Below are 17,771 nucleotides of genomic sequence, written 5' to 3'. Positions count from 1 at the left end.
TTGCAGAATGGTTGATTGAAGTGGAATCAGTACCACTCCTAGGGGATTTAACGTCACAGACGAGACACTAGAGCGAACGCAGTAAGTGAAGCGGCTCAACGGACGCCCCCTGGAAAGGATGCTGGCGGAATGGACATTAGCCCCTCGCCTTGCTAAAAGGTCTTTTTCTGCTAGTAACATGATCCTTTTTCAACAACATTCCCTTTATAACTAGACAGCATGATAACGGCCAACAGGAACAATTAAAGGTGTTTTAGAAACAGGGTCTTCAATAACCATGCTATCTAAGTCAAATGTATCTTTAATTAACTCACTTGTCACAATATCTTTTGGCGAACCTTCTGCAAGTAAACGACCATTTTTTAATGCGAATAAGTAGTCCGCATAGCGGGCAGAAAGATTAATGTCATGTAATACCATGACAATGGTTGTACCATATTTTTTATTTAAATCTGTTAGTAAATCTAAAATTTCAACTTGATATGTAATATCTAAAAATGTTGTTGGCTCATCTAAAAATAAAATATCAGTTTGTTGCGCTAATGCCATAGCAATCCACACACGTTGACGCTGACCACCTGAAAGTTCATCGATATTGCGGTCAGCAAACTCTGTAATGTTCATCATTTCAAGAGCTTCTGCAACTGCCTCATAATCTTGTTTGGACCAGCCTTTAAATAATGTTTGATGAGGAAATCGACCACGGCCAACTAAATCAGCAACAGTAATTCCTTCAGGAACGATAGGGGACTGAGGTAAAAGTCCTAACACACGAGCTAATTGTTTTGGTGGCATTTGATGAATGGATTTGCCATCTAGCATGGCATGACCACCAGTTGGCTTAATCAGGCGTGCCATTGTTTTTAATAATGTAGATTTTCCGCAACCATTCGCACCAATAATAATGCTAATTTTATTACTTGGAATAGCAATGCTGACATTTTCTAAAATCGTCTTTTGCTCGTAACCAGATGTTATATGTTCAGCCTGAAGCGTATGTGTTGGTTTCATCATATATCTCCCTTTCGATTGATTCGAATTAACAAGTAAATTAAGTAAGGTGCACCAATGATTCCTGTAATAACACCTACTGGATATCTAGCTGTAAATGCGAATTGACCAATTAAATCAGCAGCCAATACTAAAATAACACCAATTAGACCAGCTGGAAGTATATTTGAAAACCCGACACCAACTAATTTTTTGGCAATTGGTCCAGCAAGGAATGCAACAAAGGCAATCGGTCCTGTAGTTGCTGTAGCAAGTGCAATGATTAATACAGAACAAAGCATTAAAATGATTCTTGTTTTGTTTGTGTCTACACCTAGAGAGGTGGATGTTTGTTCACCAAGCTCAAGCATTTCTAAATGCTTCCCGAAAAATAACAGTACAGGTGTAAATACAATGACGATTATCATTAATGGATAGAGTGACTCCATTTTCGCACCATTTAAGCTCCCACTCAACCATCTCATGGCACTTGGAATATCATGTGTATTGCCAATTAGCATTAAATAAGAGATGAATGCATTTAGCATTGCTTGAATACCAATCCCGATTAATATTAATTTGCCAATTGAAAAAGAAGAGCCTCTTGATAAAGCATAAATAATTAGGACAGTAGCTAAACCGCCAATAATTGAAGCGATGGATACAACGATATTACTTGCTTGCAGGACAATAATACAAAATACAGCAGCAGCACTTGAACCAGCTGTAATACCAATAACATTTGGATTTGCTAAAGGATTGCGCAACATAGTTTGGAAAATATAACCTCCAACACCAAATGCAAAGCCAGCAAATGTACCAGCTAACATGCGTGGTAATCGAATTGTGCCTACAGCGAAAGAGGCACCTTGTACATGTTGGCCAAGGAGAACACGGATAACATCTTCAACAGGATAAATCGTGTTACCAAGCATTAGCATTGTGCAACACAGTATTATGGAAATAACAGTCAGTACAGAAGTTATTATGACAAAGCGTCTTTTTCTTCGTTGTCTGCCTTTCATTATGGATATCAATGTTTCATTCATCATAACGCACGCATTTTCGCTTTCATCGTAATTAAAATCAAGATAGGGGCACCAATAAAGGCTGTTAAAATACCCACCTCTAGCTCACCAGGACTGCCGAGAAGTCGACCACAAACATCTGAAAACGTTAAAATAATTGCTCCTGTTAAGGCAGACATAGGAAGGATAAAGCGTATATCAGGTCCTATAATAAGGCGGACAACATGAGTTGCTAATAAACCGATAAAACCAATAGGTCCTGCTAGAGCGGTAGCAGCCCCACATAAAAGAACTCCACCTAGTGCTGCAAACATACGTAGTGTACCAGTACGAACACCTAAACCAGTTGCCACTTCATCCCCGAGTGCTAAAGCATTTAGTGCTGGAGCAGTGAAGAGGGCAATCAATAGGCCTACAACTAAAAATGGAATAAATAGCTGAATAGCGTCCCAGCTTCCAGCTCCTACACTACCAACTTGCCAAAATCGAAATTGATCCATTACATTTGTACGCGGAATCATAACCGCAACGACTAATGAAGATAAAATGGCACTTGTAGCAGCCCCTGCAAGTACAAGCTTTAATGGTGTAGCACCACTTGCACCCATAGAGCCTATTCCAAATACAAAAATAGCAGTGATAATGGCACCCGCTATTGCTAACCATATATATTGATTGGCTGAACTAATGTTTAAAAAGGCGATACCACAAACGACAAAAAGTGATGCCCCTGTGTTTACCCCCAAAATACTTGGATCTGCAATTGGATTACGTGTAACGGCTTGCATTAGTGCCCCAGAAACGCCTAATGCCGCACCACACAGTAAACTAAAAATTGTTCGGACGATTCGTTTTCGAACAACAACGGCTTCATGTGACTGAACATCAGGATGGAACAAGCCATCCATTAGTCCAGTCCAGCCAATTGTACGAGAACCGAATAGTAGCGAAGCAATTACACATAACGCAAGAAAAATGATAAGAAAAAGCAAAACTTTAGCGAAATTTTTAGGGATAAATAACTGCTTCTGTTCGGTAGCTTGTATCTTATTCATATTACTTTATATTTTTTGCTACGTCTGAGATTAATGATAAATAGTCATCAATTGTATAGGCAATTGATAGTGGGCTAGGGGTACCAGCAGCTGCAAGTGGCGTATTATCACCAATAACAACAACATTCCCATTTTGAATAGCAGGTACTTTCCCTAAAATTGGGTCAGCTTGTAAAGCTGGTAAAGTTGTTTCATCTCCGTAAGCAATAAAGATTTCTACATCAGCTAAAGCATCTGCATTTTCAGCGCTTAATTCAATATAGAAGCTGCTATCATCCGAAATTTGTTTTGTAACGCTTTCAGGATATTCCATACCTAATTCCATTAAGAATTCACCGCGTGGATCTGCAGGTGTATAAACATAGAATTTTGATAAATCTGTTGGAGTAAACATAGCGAATGCAGCTTTTTTACCTTTAATAGCAGCATGTTCATTCACTTTATCTTGGATCAATTTTTCAGTGTCTTTGATTAATTGTTGACCTTGTGCTTCCATACCCATACCTTGAGCGTTTAATGTAACTTGGTCACGCCAAGAAGTTACCCAAGGAGTTTCTTTATAGGCTACAACAGGTGCGATTTGACTTAATGTCTCATACTCTTCTTGCGTAATACCAGAGTATGCAGCAAGAATGACATCTGGGTTAGAGTCAGCAATGGCTTCGAAGTCTAAACCGTCAGTATCTTGATAAATATTCGGATTTTCTTCACCAAGCTCTTTTAATTTTTCAGCAGTCCAAGGAAGCATACCACTACCATCTTGTACACCATAGTTAGCTGCAGAGAAACCAACTGGCACTACACCAAGTGATAGTGCAACGTCATGGTTAGACCAAGCAATTGTTGCTACACGCTCAGGCTTTTTCTCAATAACAGTTTCACCAAAAGCGTGTTTAATTGTAATCGGATATTGCTGTTCATCAGTAGTTTCTGATGTATTGTCTTTTGTTTGTTCTTCTTTTTTAGCAGTGTCTTTATTAGATGAATCAGAACATGCTGCTAAAGCTAAAACCATTAATGATAAAAGCATTACTATGAACATAGAATTTTTAATTTTTGACATTTTTTTTACCTCACTTTATTTTAAAAAATGATAATGATAATCCTTATCATTCAGAGAAAAATATTACGCTAATTTCAGTAAAAGTCAACAAATATTTTTGCATTTTTGATGTTTTTTTGCTTTATCACAATTATACGATATTCGGTATAAAAACTGAGCTAGAAAAAAGCGGAAATGCCCCGCACTTCTTGGTTGAGAATTCTTAAACTATTATCCTTAATTACACATCCCTAAATTGGTATATGTAACGAATTTTTCCTAGAAGAGACGTTTAGAAAGCAAGCCCCGTCCTACACTTATTGCATGGACGAGGCTTCCTTGTCTATTAGACTGTAGATGTTTGTTCGATTGGTGTGGAAGAAATATGAACTAATTGTTTGTCTTGATAAGTGAAGATGTAATCATAATTAGTTGCCTCATTGAGCATTGTTGGTAAATAATGTTTTAAATCTGCAATGCCAACATTTTCAGGGTGGAAAATCCAAGTAAGGTCCTTCCAATCAAGAATACCCTCTGCAACTTTTATAGGTGTTATATATGTAAAAGATTCAGGTAGTTCTGCTATAAAAGCATACATACAGCCATAGTTAACAACACCATCTGTCCATGTGATTTTTCCTTTATAAGTAATTTCTTCAACCGTAATACCTGTTTCTTCTTTAATTTCTCGTATAGCACCTGCTAATGGCGTTTCGTCCTGTTCAATTTTACCACCTACACCATTCCAGGCTCCCATCCATGCTGGGTAATTTCTATTCAATAAAAGAATTTGTTCACCCTTCTTTAGAAAACAAATTGTAAATTCAGCCAAAATTGTTTCTCCTTTTCTATTTAGTCGTTACTAAAAATATTGTATCAAAGAAATCATTCTATCACGTCAAAATTGCATCCTGTATGCGTGTTATAGTTAATAAAGATAGTTGAAGGAGTGAGAATCGCTGTGATATTAATAAGTGCTTGTTTAGCAGGGTTAAGTGTTCGTTATAATGGCACCAACAGTTTAGATGAAAAAATACAAAGGCTTATGTTAGAAAATAAAGCGATTACTGTTTGCCCAGAGCTGATGGGCGGTTTTTCAACCCCTCGGGAGCCTGCTGAAATTGTGGGAGGCAATGGAGGGGATGTACTTGATGGCAAAGCAACCGTTATTGAAAGGACTGGGCGTGATGTCACAGAGCTGTATTTAAAAGGAGCCTATGCGACTTTACAAAAAGCACTTGAAGTAGACGCCTCTCTGGTCGTTTTAAAGGAGTATAGTCCATCTTGTGGTAGTGCAATGATTTATAATGGGGCGTTCAATGGTACTAAATTATTGGGTGAAGGGGTAACTACAGCATTACTACGAAGGTATGGGATTGAGGTTCTATTAGAAGAGCAATTTTTATGAAAGGTCGGTTTTAACGAGAGAGTAACCTTTGTCAGTTAGAAACGTCTGAACTGGTGGGAGGTGGCTTATATGCCATTAACATTCGCACATCCAGCCGCAATTTTACCTTTTTCAAGACGAAGTAAGTACATCCATTTTTCAGCACTTGTACTAGGAAGTATGGCACCTGATTTTGAGTATTTTTTTAGAGGTAGACCAATAGGTGAGATAGGTCATAGCTTAACGGGATTTTTCATTTTTAATTTACCTCTTATTATTGTGATTTACATCATTTATTGTAAGTATGTTCGGCAGCATGTAGTTCATCATTTACCAGTATGTTTACAGGATACAGCTAACCAAACAACTTCCAGGAGTAAACGACTCAATGTCATTGTCTTTGGTTATTCAGCGTTTTTGGGTATGCTCACACATGTCATTTGGGATTCCTTTACACATAAAAATGGATTTATGGTTTCGCATCTATCTATTTTATCAGAAACAATGCCCATTTTCGGTTTTCAATTCCCCCTTTATAAATACTTACAGCATGGCAGTACTTTAGTAGGCATTACGTTGATTATCGGTTATGTCTATGTTAGAGCAGCCCATCAATCAACGAATTCATTGCTCACTATTCATCCTAAACAAAAATTATTTTTCTGGATACAGGTACTTGGATTAGCAATCTTCTATGTATGTTGCTGGTCTATTATAGATGGGGTATCAGTTAGCAATTATGGTGTATGGGTGGTCCGTATGATTGATTCATTTTTCTGTAGCTTGCTAACCATTTGTTTATTGAAAACATATTGGCAAAAATAAATAATAACGAGCATGACAGGACTTCCTTTAAGTGGGAGTCCTTTTGTTCGTTACCTCCTTTTCAGTTTGGATAAAAAGAAAAATACATAGATAACGAAGCTAGCATAAACTAGTATCCAGATGAACTGCCAATAGAACTTACTAGGGATGGATTTTATTTGATCGCCAACAGTCATTATTTCTAAAGAAAGATGGAGTGGTGGTAGAACCAAAATAAGACCTTTCATTTGCGGGATTGAATCTTTTAACGTTGCGACTACCAAGGTTAATAATAAGACGCTAATGACTCCCCACCAAGTGTTTTGTTTATTTTTGACAAGCTCTCTTGTAAAGATAGCAGAGAGAGCAATCCCCAAAATCGCTAAGCTAACATGAGAGAGAAATCCAAGAAATAGGTGTGTAAAGCTTGGTTCCTCGGCAAAAGCATGGATAGCTGTGGGATAAATAACAGAAACCATACTTAAGCTAAAAGCAATCAAAATGGCAATTATAAACAGGCTGAAATGATAAGATGTCGCACCATTTGCATGTAATATCGTTATCATTTTTTGCCCTTCATCCTCTGAATGAAATAGTGTGACGGTAAACCAGCCCATCAGGAAAAAGAGGATTATAGAGGTAAATGAAAAGCTATCTAATATAGGGTTTGGGACGAATGTGTAGTTAACAACAAGACATAAAATAAAAATAGAAAAAGGTGGAATATACTGATAGGTTCTCAAATAATTTTGTAACTGATATCGGCCTAAACTAATCATGTTGTATGAACTTCTCCTTATCATTGATCGGTATGAGTTGTTTAATAGAAGCGTTTTTATCAAGTAGCTGTTGTAAAAGATGGTCAGTACGCTGTGCTTGGATATGGACAATCACTTCATAAAAACCATTCGCTAATGGTGATTGCTGCTGTATTTCCGTTACATGTAATAGATCTTTTATGTATGTAATATTCGAAATTTCAAAAATTAATTGATTGTAGGTTGTAGGAGTAACAGATAAATCCGTTTGCATCACTTCTTTATGGTGAATCATTAGAATCGTATCAACGACATGCTCCAGTAGCTTTGTTTCGTGACAGGATAAGATAATCGTCATCCCTTGTTGTTTGAGCGTCTTCAGTGTTTCTTCCAAATCATTCTGTGTTTGCAAATCCAGCCCTGATAAAGGTTCATCTAATATTAACAAGTCCGTTTCGTTGAGCATAGCCTGCATAATCATTATTTTTTGTTTCATACCTTTAGAAAAATGGGTCATTCTAGTATCCTGTACATCTTCCAGATGAAATAGTATTAATAAATCATTTATTCTCGATAAAAGTTTTTGTTTAGCCATCCCACGGATTCGCCCCATATGCTGAAGATATTCCTTGGGGGTAAATAGAATAGTGGAAGGGGCAACCTCTGGTACATAGCCAATGTTTAAAGCTTGTTTAGAAGACATAAAGGAACCATTGTCTGGCGTAATAAGCCCAGCAATCATTTTTAAGAGCGTGCTTTTGCCAGATCCGTTTTTTCCAACAATAGCAATTATTTGATTGTCGTAGATGGTAAAGGAGACATTTTCTAAAATGGAAGTACCTCTGTATTGCTTAGTGATGTTTCGTGCGTCGAGCAATATGTTCATCAATCTGCACCTACTTATACTGAAATTCATTCATTTCATTGTAAATGATTTGTAGTATGTATGGCAAAAGAAACCATTTTTATTGAAAAACAGTAAGGAGCTGTTGATGATGAACAGAACCTTACTGTATTTTTTACAGCGACCGATATTTTTTTAAACTAATGATATTTAAGGTAATAAATACTACAGCGAAACAAGCAAGAATACTGAGATTAATTATAATATCATTGAAGGAATAACCTTTATACATAACCCCATTTAATGCGTCCGCTGCGTAGTAAAGTGGCATGATACGTCCAATATTTTGAAGCCATTCCGCCATACTATCAAGCGGAAAAATGCCTGAAAAGAATACTTGTGGAACAATAACAAGCGGAATAAATTGCATCATTTGGAATTCTGAAGCGGCAAAGCTTGAAAGCAGGGCACCTAAGGATAACGATACAAGGGCAATCATCATATTAATGAGTAAGACAAGCCAAATGGAGCCTACATGGACAATATCAAGCACATAGATGCCAAACAGTACGATAATAATTGTTTGTAGGAAGGCAAATAAACCATAACCGACCATATAGCCTGCTACAATTTCTGAGCGTTTGATAGGTGTTGCAAGTAAACGTTCCAATGTCCCAGATGTTCGTTCCTTTAACAAGGCAATCCCTGTAATTAAAAAGACAAAGAAAAATACGAAGAAGCCAATGAGCATGGGACTAAATATATCAAAAATGGCCGTATCCTTATCACCATAAACATAGTCTGTTTCTAAACTACCTATGGAGTCTTGAGAAGTCTGTAAAAGTTGAGCAAGCTGCATTGTTAAAGCTTTTGACTGGGAAGGATCATCATTTAATAAAGTTAACTTTAGTTCGTTTTGCTCTATTGCTAGCCATCCATCATACTCTTTGTCCTGTAGCTGTTTTTTCGAAAAATCATCGTCTTCAATAATTGTAAAATCTGTCTCTTTCAATTTGTCAATCAATGGTGTGGGACCATTAGAGACGACAAGTGTGACAGAAGCCTCGTTACTATTGAAAATAAAATACATTAATGACAAGACAAGAAGTGGGGCTAAAAATAATAAAGCAAGTGTCCGCTTATCTCGTTTCATTTGTTGTATGATTCTTGTGACGATAGCACCCATTCTCATTGTACGTCACCTCCAGCCTTTAAAAACACTTCATCAAAATCTTTTGCCTGATAAAAGGCTTTTAATGCCTGTGGTGTCCCTTGTGCAATAATATGCCCGCTTCTGAGCATAGCTAATTGATCGCATCTTTCCGCTTCATCCATCGCATGTGTCGTCACTAAAATCGTTTTATGTTCGTGTTCTTTTAAACGAATAAGTTCTTGCCAAATTTCCTTTTTTAAAACAGGATCAATGCCAACCGTTGGCTCATCTAAAATCAATACCTTAGGATTTTGAATAAGGGCAATGGCAAGGGACAGCCGACGTTTCATACCTCCAGAATAATTCATCACTTTAAGCTGTAAGTCATCGGTCAAACGAACAAGGCTTGCGGCATAGGCTACACGCTCCATTTGCTCCGCCTTCGATAATGAATAAAGCTTGGCAAAAAAATGTAGATTTTCTTCACCAGTTAAATCCGTATAAAGTGCATCTGACTGTGCCATATAGCCGATATCATTCAATAATTGCTTATGTGGAACAGCTAAATCTAATACTTCAATAGTGCCATTATCAGGTTTTAGCATGCCCATAATCATTTTAATTAGCGTTGTTTTTCCACAGCCTGACGGACCAAGTAAGCCCATCAATTGTCCCTTGGGAATATCTAAGGTAAGTGGGGCAATAACTTGCTTATGTTGAAATCTTTTTTCAAGGGTTTTAATAGAGATTGCGTGGTTTCCCATATGGATCTCACTCCTTCACTGAACACTATGTTGATTTGATAAAAATTTTACGGTAGCATGTGAACAAATACAATCAACAGTTTGCCTGTAAGTGTTAAGTAACTGGAGGGAAGTTTGTGTCTGTACATGAAAAGATGAATTTTGAAACAAAGCAAGCCATTAAAAAGGTTTTTATCCAGCAAGTAGAGGAGGTCGGCTTTGAACGTGTGACCGTCAAAAATTTAGCGTTAGCGGCCCAAATCAATCGTGGAACGTTTTATTTACATTATACGGATAAATATGACGTAATGGAGGATTTGCAACAGGAGCTATTAATGGAATTAGAACGCTATGTCAAACATGTTCAACCAGTGGAAGCATTCCAAACATTAAAAATGGGTCAATTCTATCAACCCTTTATTAAAGTGATAACATGTATAAAAGAGCATGCAACAGCCTTTCGTATGTTATTAGGAGAGCAGGGAAGTCCTGCTTTTACACAAAAGATGAAAACTATCTTTGGCAATCATATTTTGGACAGATTATCAGTGATTCGCGAGGAAGTAAAGGATCCAGAATTTCAGCAATACTTACAAGCCTTTATCGCATCTGCCATTCTGGGTGTAATTCAGGAGTGGCTTGACAAAGGCAATGAAAATTTAACGGTAGAAGAAATGGTCGCCCTCCATTTTCGATTATTACGATTTTTAGGAAATGTAGTAGCCAATAGTTAACGGCACTGTAGCGGTTGGGGATGATAATTGTCAATCTCGTTTAACGAAAAAATGACTAGCTAAACTATCGCAAAGTACACCAATTAGAAAATGACTGCCAAGGTCCACCGGTAAGAGCAATCTAGTTGAATATTATCTGAACCGAACAATGTATAGATTGCCCCCTATTATTAAGTGCTTCAATGTGATAAAAGATATTAAAAATCCCAGCACGATAGGCATAGCAAGTTTTAAAGCCTTACTGCTACAACAAAAATAGACCGAAATTTTGCAGCAATAGCCTTGTTATGTTTAGCTCATGAGAAAACAACATTTCGAAGATTGTCACCAAGGTAGTAATAGTAAGGAGTATAAATGGCTAGCGCATTATGCGCATATAAAAAAGAACATGACGATGAGCCTTTTAGCTAGTCTCACGCATGTTCTGCTGATAACCTTTTGTTCAAATTTATTTGTCATAATAATCGTTCAATGCCACTTCCAAGCGTTCTTCTAAATGCTGAGAAATATAGCTTAGCACAAATTGCTCTTTATCCATCTCAATTTGAGCTGACTTGAACATTTTAGTGAAAAAACTTACTTTATGCTTCTCTGAAAAAAGCCGTAATGCTTCCGTTCGCAAAGTAGATACAATCTCATTTTCTATATGACGCTCTCTAATCTTCTGCACAATATCCTTCACACTGTTTTCTTGTAGCTCTGAAATTTGCTGTTGGAGATGTTCATTTTCTTGTTTCAATTCTACTGTTTCTTTTTGAATTTCCTCTACTTGAAGAGCGGAGTCTGCGGATAATCGCTGAATATTTTGAGCAAGAAAATCCTGATTGATGTTTACTTGTAATGTTCCTTGCTCTTCATCTGGCAAAATCTGAAAGAGGCCAGTTTGGATCATCTGCTGTAGGACGTTTCCAAGCACATCAATTTTATGTGATAAATCATCAGAATCCATAGTCGTTGCGGTAATTTGATGTTTCAGCAACTGACCATTATCATCAATGCCTAGCAATAATTTTATCCCCCTCACACGATACTCATCCTTCAATAATAAAATCATTCTTAGCCTTACTATAGCAGGTAGGTTTAAACGAATATTACCATTCACGTTCGGCGATGTATTGTCAAAAATGTATTGTTCAAATGGTTTTAAATAGTAGCGAAGCATAGCGTCTGTAATATCAAACCAGCCCGCGACTTCTGCTATTGTATAGTGTTTGGATTCATCGATATCTGTTAAATAAGCATCCTGATAAAGATTCTCCTCTAAAGGCGTATGTTGTAGTGCAACAAACAATGGGTCATCTTGCACAATTCCAAGTACCATTTCTTTTGCATCATTTACTTTAAGCATCCTTTCACACCCCACTTTATTTTTCCCCATGACTAATTGTTCTCTATATAGGTTTCTATTCGTTTGGCAGCAATTGTATGCCTATTTTATGTAGGAAATAATCATTAGAACAATGTACCTTTTAATCTTTTATGACTCTTGAGGAAAATATTAGTCATAAATGGAGATACATTAAAATAGAGGGGGAGGGGATACTCATTTAATACGTACCACGTTTTGTACCCTGAAATCCAATAAATCATTTCAGTAAAAGTGATGATGTTCGATATGTAGTTGCTAAAGAAAATACAGTGTTTTAATTACTAAGCCATTAAGGTTAGGACCAAGCAAATTATGGATACAAAAATTCCTCTTCACCATTTAGGAAGCAATCACCGATTATTACTATGGGTAACTTTAAGTTCATTTGCATCTCATGAACAGGTATCTAAGTGAAATTGCTAATATTGGAAAATTTCATCAGCATTTCCTTTTAGTACATTTTCGCTGCTTTTGCATCTAATTCATGCATAAATTTATTGTTTTTATATTGTTCTAATCTTTTATAAGCGAAATCCCATTCAACATTGAATAGCTCTTGAATTAGTTGAATGGCTTTATCCTCGCTTTCCGGTAAGGTAATTTTATTCAACATAAATGTTGGTACACATGCTTGTACCATAAAATTATTAGCTTTCCACTCTTGATACTCAATCCACGAGTAGGGCATCTTTTCCTGACTGCCACTATGAAATAAAACATGACACAGTTCATGACAAAAATCTTGCCACAATTGTTTAGGGGACAGATTTTGATCTAAAAAAATATAAGCCTGATCACCTAAAAATAGGACTTGACTGGGATTATCCCAGAAATATACTAGAATGCCTAACTTGTAGGCTATTTCATTTACATCTAGTTGATGTGGTAACAAAATTTCTAATTTAGTATAAAGATTTTCTATAAAATCTTCGGTGTATGTAGTATATGACATAAAACCATCCCCAAATTCCTTGTAATGAAACGTATGTTCTTATTTGATTTATAATAAAAGCCCACTTCTAGGAAGAAGGGCTAAAAAATATTATTTCTTTTCATGTTTGATAATCTCCCAAATGTCTCGTAAACGGCGAACAGTTTCTTCATCTGACTTAGGAAGTTCTTTATAAAAGACCTGCAATTCTGGATCATTAGCAAATGCTTGGAAAGCAGCCTCATCTTTATCAAAAGGTTGTTTTTCATCTGTTTCACATAATATATACGCTACGCTTACATCGTATTTTTCTGCTAACTTTTGAAGGCTTCCTATGGAAATTTCATTGCGGCCTTGTTCATAATACCCGTATGCACTTTCAGAAATATTTAAGAATTTGGCAACATCTGCTTGTGTTAATTTAGCTTCTTTTCTTAACTCTTTAAGCCTTTGCGGTACGTTAGACATGATTACACCTCACTTAAATATGTAACCTAATTATACAACAATTTGTTGGGTTTGTAGTTAAATAAAAATAAAAAACAACAAAAAATCTAGTTTTGGTTTGACAGACAACTTTTTGTTGGGTAATATAAAACCATAAAAAGTTGGGGGTGTGGTTTTGGAAACAACAAATCGTCGGTTAATACTTATTGATGCTAGAAAACAAAAAAATTGGTTGCAAAAAGATGTAGTGGAAAAACTTGATATTGAACTCGGTATCACTATTAGTGAAAGCTATTATGGAATGATTGAACAGGGAGTACGCACACCGTCCTTAGATGTAGCATTAGCAATTTCTGACCTATTTGAAATGGCACCATCAAAAATTTTTTTGAAAAATAAAACAACATTTTGTTGTGTTTGGTAAGAAACTAATCTGGAGGTTCTTATATGAATCGATTGCAAACTTTTAACTTTCATAATCAAAACGTTCGAATTGTTGAATTAAATAACGAGCCTTGGTTTGTAGCCGCGGATGTTTGTAGAGTATTAGCACTAACTAATCCTACTGTAGCAATTAACCGTTTAGAAAATGATGAACGGTCGAAGTTCAACTTAGGGCGTCAGGGTGAAACAAACATTGTCAATGAATCTGGACTTTATGAACTAATATTCGCAAGTCGTAAACCAACGGCAAGAGCATTTAAAAAATGGGTTAAATCAGAAGTTTTACCCTCAGTTAGAAAGGATGGTGGCTATATCACTACTATCGAAAACGATGATGATGCATCAATTATGGCTAAAGCTTTATTAATCGCCAGTAAAAAAATCAAAAATAACGAGAAAAATATGGTTGAGCAGCGATTGTTGATTGATTCACAAAAAACAAAAGTGTTATTTGCAGATGCAATACAAGCTAGTGAAACAAGCATTCTTATTGGAGAGTTCGCCAAAATCTTAAAGCAAAATGGTATAGATGTTGGACAAAAGCGTCTATTCAAATGGCTAAGAGAAAATGGCTATTTAATCAAGCGTAAAGGATCAGCTTACAATTCACCAACACAAAAATCAATGCAACTGGGTTTGTTCGAAATTAAAGAAACACCTATTCATCATAACAGTGGGGAAATCAGTATTAGTAAAACATCTAAAATCACTAGTAAAGGACAGGCTTACTTTATTAATAAGTTTTTGGGCAAGGTAGTGACAATATGATTAGTACAATAGTGAACGAATCGATGGTGATTCGAAATTTTTTCATCATGACTAAAGAAAGAATAGAAGGCAACTCAAATAACTTTACTAGAGTCACTCTTCATCCCAAAGTACGTTTTGTTGATTTAGCACAAATAAAAACAATTGTCCCCTTCGAACCTGATTTCAAATAACTTTTTAAACGATCCACTAGTTAGACAACATCAGTGTCAACCACATAGTAAAAAGAACACATTAGGGGGAGAGAAAATGGCTAAATACAGACATGTACACACAACTTTTTGGGATGACGGCTTTGTATTAGATCTTACACCAGAGGAGAAATATTTCTATCTGTATTTGATGACAAACAATAATACAACACAATGTGGTATTTACGAATTACCTTACAGAGTAATAGAAATGCATACAGGTTATAACCGTGAAACAGTACAGAAACTATTACAAAGGTTCTTTGAATACGGAAAAATTACTTACAACGAATTAACGAAAGAAATCATGCTAATTAACTGGGCAAAATACAACTTTATAAATTCGCCTAAAGTTAAAAAATGTATCGAAAAAGAGCTGTTTGCAGTAAAACATACCCCATTTGTTAAGAGCTATGTTACCTCATTGGAACAGTTAGGATACAGTCTCGATACCGTATCAATACTGTTAGAAGTACAGGATGAGCAGAAAGAACTTAATCCTAGTAATGACAATGGTTCGATACCGTATCAATACCCTATCGATACACCTTCTAAAGTGTGTGGGGAAGAAAAACAAAAAGAAAAACAAAAAGAAAAACAAAAACAAACAGCAGATAGTGAAATAGTCAGTCAGTCGACAGTCACTGAGGAACAATTAATTTTCTTAACTAAATTCTATGATGAAAACATTCAAAGAGCATCGAGTTATATTTGCGAGTGCATAGAACGCATGGCAAGTGAAAATAATCCAGCACTTGTTTATGAAGCCATGAAAATAACGGCACTACATCAACCAAACATACCAATGCAGTATACAGAACAAATTTTAGCAAACTGGAGAAAGTCTTTTATTAAGAATGTTGAGCAATTAAAGGCCAAGGAAGAAAGGGAGAAAAAAAATAGACAGCAATCTAGCCGATATTCTTATCAAAAGTCTAACAGTCGTACAGAGATAGTGCCAGAGTGGTTCGCCAATCGTAATGATAAAGACGAGTCATCAATTCCATCTGCTGAGTCTAATAACAACACGATAGATTTTGAAGCTGAAAGACAAAAGGTTTTAGAAATGCTTGGTAAATAGGAGTGTATGAGCAATGACTAAAAATGAGATTGCATGATCGTATGTTTTGATGTTCAAGGATGAAAGAGCATTTAAAAAACAAAACGTATATTGAGGGTGTGCGTTTGACATTTATTTAGCACAATGTAAAAAACATTTGTTATAACGGCCAGTGGTGGAATGCTAGAGCAGAGAGAATTGAAAAGATACATAGGAGGGCATAACTATGATAAAAGAGAAAATACAACTAAATCGTTACCAACTAGATAAGGCAATTAAAAAGTACAATGACAATATGTGCAAGTACATGAGAATGAAGGATGAACTAGATTCATTAACAGCTGTAACATCTACAGCAAAGTATGGCTTTGAGGCAGCAATGCCAAAAGCTATTGGAAGAACAAGCGACCCAGTGCATGCTCATGTTCAAATGAGAGCTTTACGCGAGGAGCGCATGAACAAGATTAAAGATGAGCTACTATTAGTTCAAAATTTAGCTGACAAGGTAACTGGCGACCTTGAACAGGAAGTACTTTTCTGGTTACTAGAAGGCATGCCATTCCGCTGGATTGGTGCAAATCTTAATATGAGTCATACTAGCGTACAACGTGTGCGAGAAAGAGTTTTAGATATGATGCTGAAGTAACCAAAGGGTTACTTCTTTTTTGTGAACCTTTAAATATTTTACTAGGGGTTTTATTGGGCTAACAGAAATGAAGAGCTATTATTTTGTTATATACTTTTTTCATTTAGACGACAATATAGTATCTACTATTTTATTCTAGTATTCATTTAAGAGTGATTGATAATATTTCATTTTACTTGCCAAATGTTCCAAGTGTGACAGATGTTCCAAACGTTCCAAACATATCATTTTAAGTAATAGATAATGTAAACTTGGAAGTAGGACGACGGGTTAAGGATTTCACCTTTTGGAATTTATAAAACAATAAATGACCAAGGCGACAGACCGTCGACCAATCAATGTCCCATAAACTTGTTTGAGGCATAAAAAGGAGTGGTTTTCAGTTGAAAAATTTGTAGGATAGAACTAAATGGGCAAGAGTAGCAGCTATAGCAATCCCATCACTCCAAGAAGCACAAAACGTATTCCAAGCAACCATTTGAAAAGGAGGCTATGTGGAATGGCTAACGTTCAAGTAAAAGTTAAAACGACGCTTTCCTATTCGGTATAAGGAAGGGCGTTTTTTAGTTGGAGATGAATAAAGGATTGACGGTTCAATGTTAGAACGATTTGATGAGCTGAAAAAACTACTTAATGAACTACCAAAACGTTTGAAAGTGAGTGATTCGATGTATTTAATTCTATATTCATATGTTTACTAACTAACTTGTTGAAGGAGGCTTTTGATGGAAATTTATGATATTCAAAACGCTTTATCTAGTAAGCTCCACGAAGCTTTCGGAGCGGAATATAAAAAATATATTGATGAATTACCGCAGGAGTTTAATACGCCTGCTTTTTTAATTCAATTTTTGAGCTTAGAGCATATCCGACAAATAGGTGGTCGATGGAAAGTAACAGCACATTTTAACGTGAAGTATTTCCCTAAAAATGGCATACCTGAGGTGTCTAATATGACTTTAAAGGTTCAACAAGCAATCAAAGAAATAACATTGTTAAATGGTTCACTACTGCTTGGTACCGGAGCAACTAGCGAAGTTATTGAAGGCATTAGTAATAATTTTATTCATTTTAATTTCTTCTTACAAGAAATTGAAGAGAAAGCTTTTATGGGGTCATTAGATCATAATATTAACAAAGAAGAGGTGGTTTCAGTTGGCGAAAGCAATTCAGAAGAAGGTTGAGTCGATGGAAAGCAAAAACGTTGAAAAGGTAATTAGTTCGAATTTACCGAAATTTACAAAAGAGCAACTTTCAAAAAGTCAAAAATATAAAGATCGCCGTGATGCACTCAATGCATTGTTAGAAAAAGAAAAAACTTATTCATTCGCTCAAGTGGATGAAATACTGAAGAAATTCGATAAGGGAGGTAATTAA

Annotated in this window: 21 protein-coding genes; 9 read left to right on the top strand and 12 right to left on the bottom strand. The window is 36.0% G+C overall.

Annotated elements, in window-relative coordinates; translation table 11 throughout:
- Positions 1 to 210 precede the first annotated feature (210 nt).
- The 5 genes from CRI88_RS01840 to CRI88_RS01820 form a co-directional block, all read right to left on the bottom strand.
- The gene (locus tag CRI88_RS01840; RefSeq protein ID WP_036127699.1) at positions 211 to 1,011 is read right to left on the bottom strand and encodes an ABC transporter ATP-binding protein; all 801 of its coding nucleotides are present in this window, start codon (positions 1,009 to 1,011) and stop codon (positions 211 to 213) included.
- Positions 1,011 to 2,042, bottom strand: a complete 1,032-nt coding sequence (locus CRI88_RS01835; protein ID WP_036127696.1) for a FecCD family ABC transporter permease — start codon at positions 2,040 to 2,042, stop codon at positions 1,011 to 1,013. The genes CRI88_RS01840 and CRI88_RS01835 overlap by 1 nt, the downstream gene beginning before the upstream one ends.
- Positions 2,039 to 3,073 (bottom strand): FecCD family ABC transporter permease, encoded by a 1,035-nt coding sequence (locus CRI88_RS01830; RefSeq protein ID WP_170829786.1) that lies wholly within the window; start codon positions 3,071 to 3,073, stop codon positions 2,039 to 2,041. The genes CRI88_RS01835 and CRI88_RS01830 overlap by 4 nt, the downstream gene beginning before the upstream one ends.
- A 1-nt stretch (position 3,074) precedes the next feature.
- Entirely contained in the window at positions 3,075 to 4,136 is a 1,062-nt protein-coding gene (locus CRI88_RS01825; RefSeq protein WP_036127692.1) for an iron-siderophore ABC transporter substrate-binding protein, read from the bottom strand.
- A 325-nt stretch (positions 4,137 to 4,461) separates the two neighbouring features.
- Positions 4,462 to 4,947, bottom strand: coding sequence for an NUDIX hydrolase (locus tag CRI88_RS01820; RefSeq protein ID WP_036127689.1), 486 nt, complete (start codon positions 4,945 to 4,947; stop codon positions 4,462 to 4,464).
- A gap of 129 nt (positions 4,948 to 5,076) precedes the next feature.
- On the opposite strand from CRI88_RS01820, the gene CRI88_RS01815 reads away from it, so the two are divergent.
- Positions 5,077 to 5,523, top strand: a complete 447-nt coding sequence (locus tag CRI88_RS01815; protein WP_036127686.1) for a 2-thiouracil desulfurase family protein — start codon at positions 5,077 to 5,079, stop codon at positions 5,521 to 5,523.
- Positions 5,524 to 5,592: 69 nt separating this feature from the next.
- Positions 5,593 to 6,327: a DUF4184 family protein gene (locus tag CRI88_RS01810; RefSeq protein ID WP_036127684.1), complete on the top strand. Its 735-nt coding sequence runs from the start codon at positions 5,593 to 5,595 to the stop codon at positions 6,325 to 6,327.
- A 50-nt stretch (positions 6,328 to 6,377) separates the two neighbouring features.
- Here the strand turns inward: CRI88_RS01810 and CRI88_RS01805 are convergent, their stop codons facing one another.
- The 4 genes from CRI88_RS01805 to CRI88_RS01790 form a co-directional block, all read right to left on the bottom strand.
- Positions 6,378 to 7,085 carry a hypothetical protein gene (locus tag CRI88_RS01805; protein WP_036127682.1) on the bottom strand — a complete coding sequence of 236 codons (708 nt, stop codon included), beginning with the start codon at positions 7,083 to 7,085 and terminating at the stop codon, positions 6,378 to 6,380.
- On the bottom strand, positions 7,078 to 7,950 hold the full coding sequence (locus CRI88_RS01800) for an ABC transporter ATP-binding protein (protein WP_036127678.1): 873 nt from the start codon (positions 7,948 to 7,950) through the stop codon (positions 7,078 to 7,080). Before CRI88_RS01800 ends, CRI88_RS01805 begins: the two co-directional genes overlap by 8 nt.
- 133 nt (positions 7,951 to 8,083) lie before the next feature.
- On the bottom strand, positions 8,084 to 9,100 hold the full coding sequence (locus CRI88_RS01795) for an ABC transporter permease (RefSeq protein ID WP_036127675.1): 1,017 nt from the start codon (positions 9,098 to 9,100) through the stop codon (positions 8,084 to 8,086).
- Positions 9,097 to 9,825, bottom strand: coding sequence for an ABC transporter ATP-binding protein (locus CRI88_RS01790; RefSeq protein WP_036127672.1), 729 nt, complete (start codon positions 9,823 to 9,825; stop codon positions 9,097 to 9,099). The genes CRI88_RS01795 and CRI88_RS01790 overlap by 4 nt, the downstream gene beginning before the upstream one ends.
- Positions 9,826 to 9,941: 116 nt before the next feature.
- Between CRI88_RS01790 and CRI88_RS01785 the strand changes: the two genes are divergently transcribed.
- Positions 9,942 to 10,538: a TetR/AcrR family transcriptional regulator gene (locus CRI88_RS01785; protein ID WP_036127669.1), complete on the top strand. Its 597-nt coding sequence runs from the start codon at positions 9,942 to 9,944 to the stop codon at positions 10,536 to 10,538.
- Positions 10,539 to 10,986: 448 nt separating this feature from the next.
- Here CRI88_RS01785 and CRI88_RS01780 read toward each other — a convergent pair whose 3' ends face one another.
- The 3 genes from CRI88_RS01780 to CRI88_RS01770 all read right to left on the bottom strand — a co-directional run bounded on the left by CRI88_RS01780 (position 10,987) and on the right by CRI88_RS01770 (position 13,306).
- A complete protein-coding gene (locus CRI88_RS01780) occupies positions 10,987 to 11,886 on the bottom strand; it encodes a hypothetical protein (RefSeq protein WP_036127666.1) in 900 nt (299 codons plus the stop codon).
- A 472-nt stretch (positions 11,887 to 12,358) separates the two neighbouring features.
- Positions 12,359 to 12,859 carry an ImmA/IrrE family metallo-endopeptidase gene (locus CRI88_RS01775; protein WP_036127663.1) on the bottom strand — a complete coding sequence of 167 codons (501 nt, stop codon included), beginning with the start codon at positions 12,857 to 12,859 and terminating at the stop codon, positions 12,359 to 12,361.
- 90 nt (positions 12,860 to 12,949) lie between these two features.
- Positions 12,950 to 13,306 carry a helix-turn-helix domain-containing protein gene (locus CRI88_RS01770; protein ID WP_036127660.1) on the bottom strand — a complete coding sequence of 119 codons (357 nt, stop codon included), beginning with the start codon at positions 13,304 to 13,306 and terminating at the stop codon, positions 12,950 to 12,952.
- Positions 13,307 to 13,460: 154 nt separating this feature from the next.
- On the opposite strand from CRI88_RS01770, the gene CRI88_RS01765 reads away from it, so the two are divergent.
- The 6 genes from CRI88_RS01765 to CRI88_RS01740 all read left to right on the top strand — a co-directional run bounded on the left by CRI88_RS01765 (position 13,461) and on the right by CRI88_RS01740 (position 17,771).
- Complete coding sequence (locus CRI88_RS01765) at positions 13,461 to 13,709, top strand: helix-turn-helix transcriptional regulator (protein ID WP_101966368.1); 249 nt, start codon at positions 13,461 to 13,463, stop codon at positions 13,707 to 13,709.
- A 23-nt stretch (positions 13,710 to 13,732) separates the two neighbouring features.
- On the top strand, positions 13,733 to 14,497 hold the full coding sequence (locus CRI88_RS01760) for a phage antirepressor (protein WP_036127657.1): 765 nt from the start codon (positions 13,733 to 13,735) through the stop codon (positions 14,495 to 14,497).
- 249 nt (positions 14,498 to 14,746) lie between these two features.
- The gene (locus tag CRI88_RS22295) at positions 14,747 to 15,769 is read left to right on the top strand and encodes a DnaD domain protein (RefSeq protein WP_051891756.1); all 1,023 of its coding nucleotides are present in this window, start codon (positions 14,747 to 14,749) and stop codon (positions 15,767 to 15,769) included.
- 205 nt (positions 15,770 to 15,974) lie between these two features.
- Positions 15,975 to 16,394, top strand: coding sequence for a hypothetical protein (locus tag CRI88_RS01750; RefSeq protein WP_230593959.1), 420 nt, complete (start codon positions 15,975 to 15,977; stop codon positions 16,392 to 16,394).
- A 725-nt stretch (positions 16,395 to 17,119) separates the two neighbouring features.
- Positions 17,120 to 17,578 carry a phage tail terminator family protein gene (locus CRI88_RS01745; RefSeq protein WP_101966366.1) on the top strand — a complete coding sequence of 153 codons (459 nt, stop codon included), beginning with the start codon at positions 17,120 to 17,122 and terminating at the stop codon, positions 17,576 to 17,578.
- Positions 17,550 to 17,771, top strand: coding sequence for a hypothetical protein (locus tag CRI88_RS01740; RefSeq protein WP_080717164.1), 222 nt, complete (start codon positions 17,550 to 17,552; stop codon positions 17,769 to 17,771). The genes CRI88_RS01745 and CRI88_RS01740 overlap by 29 nt, the downstream gene beginning before the upstream one ends.

This window comes from Lysinibacillus fusiformis, assembly GCF_002845985.1.
In the GTDB taxonomy this organism is placed as follows: Bacteria; Bacillota; Bacilli; order Bacillales_A; family Planococcaceae; genus Lysinibacillus; species Lysinibacillus fusiformis_D.
The sequence above is the reverse complement of the archived record's forward strand: the minus strand, read 5'-3'. Positions and strand labels throughout refer to the sequence as shown.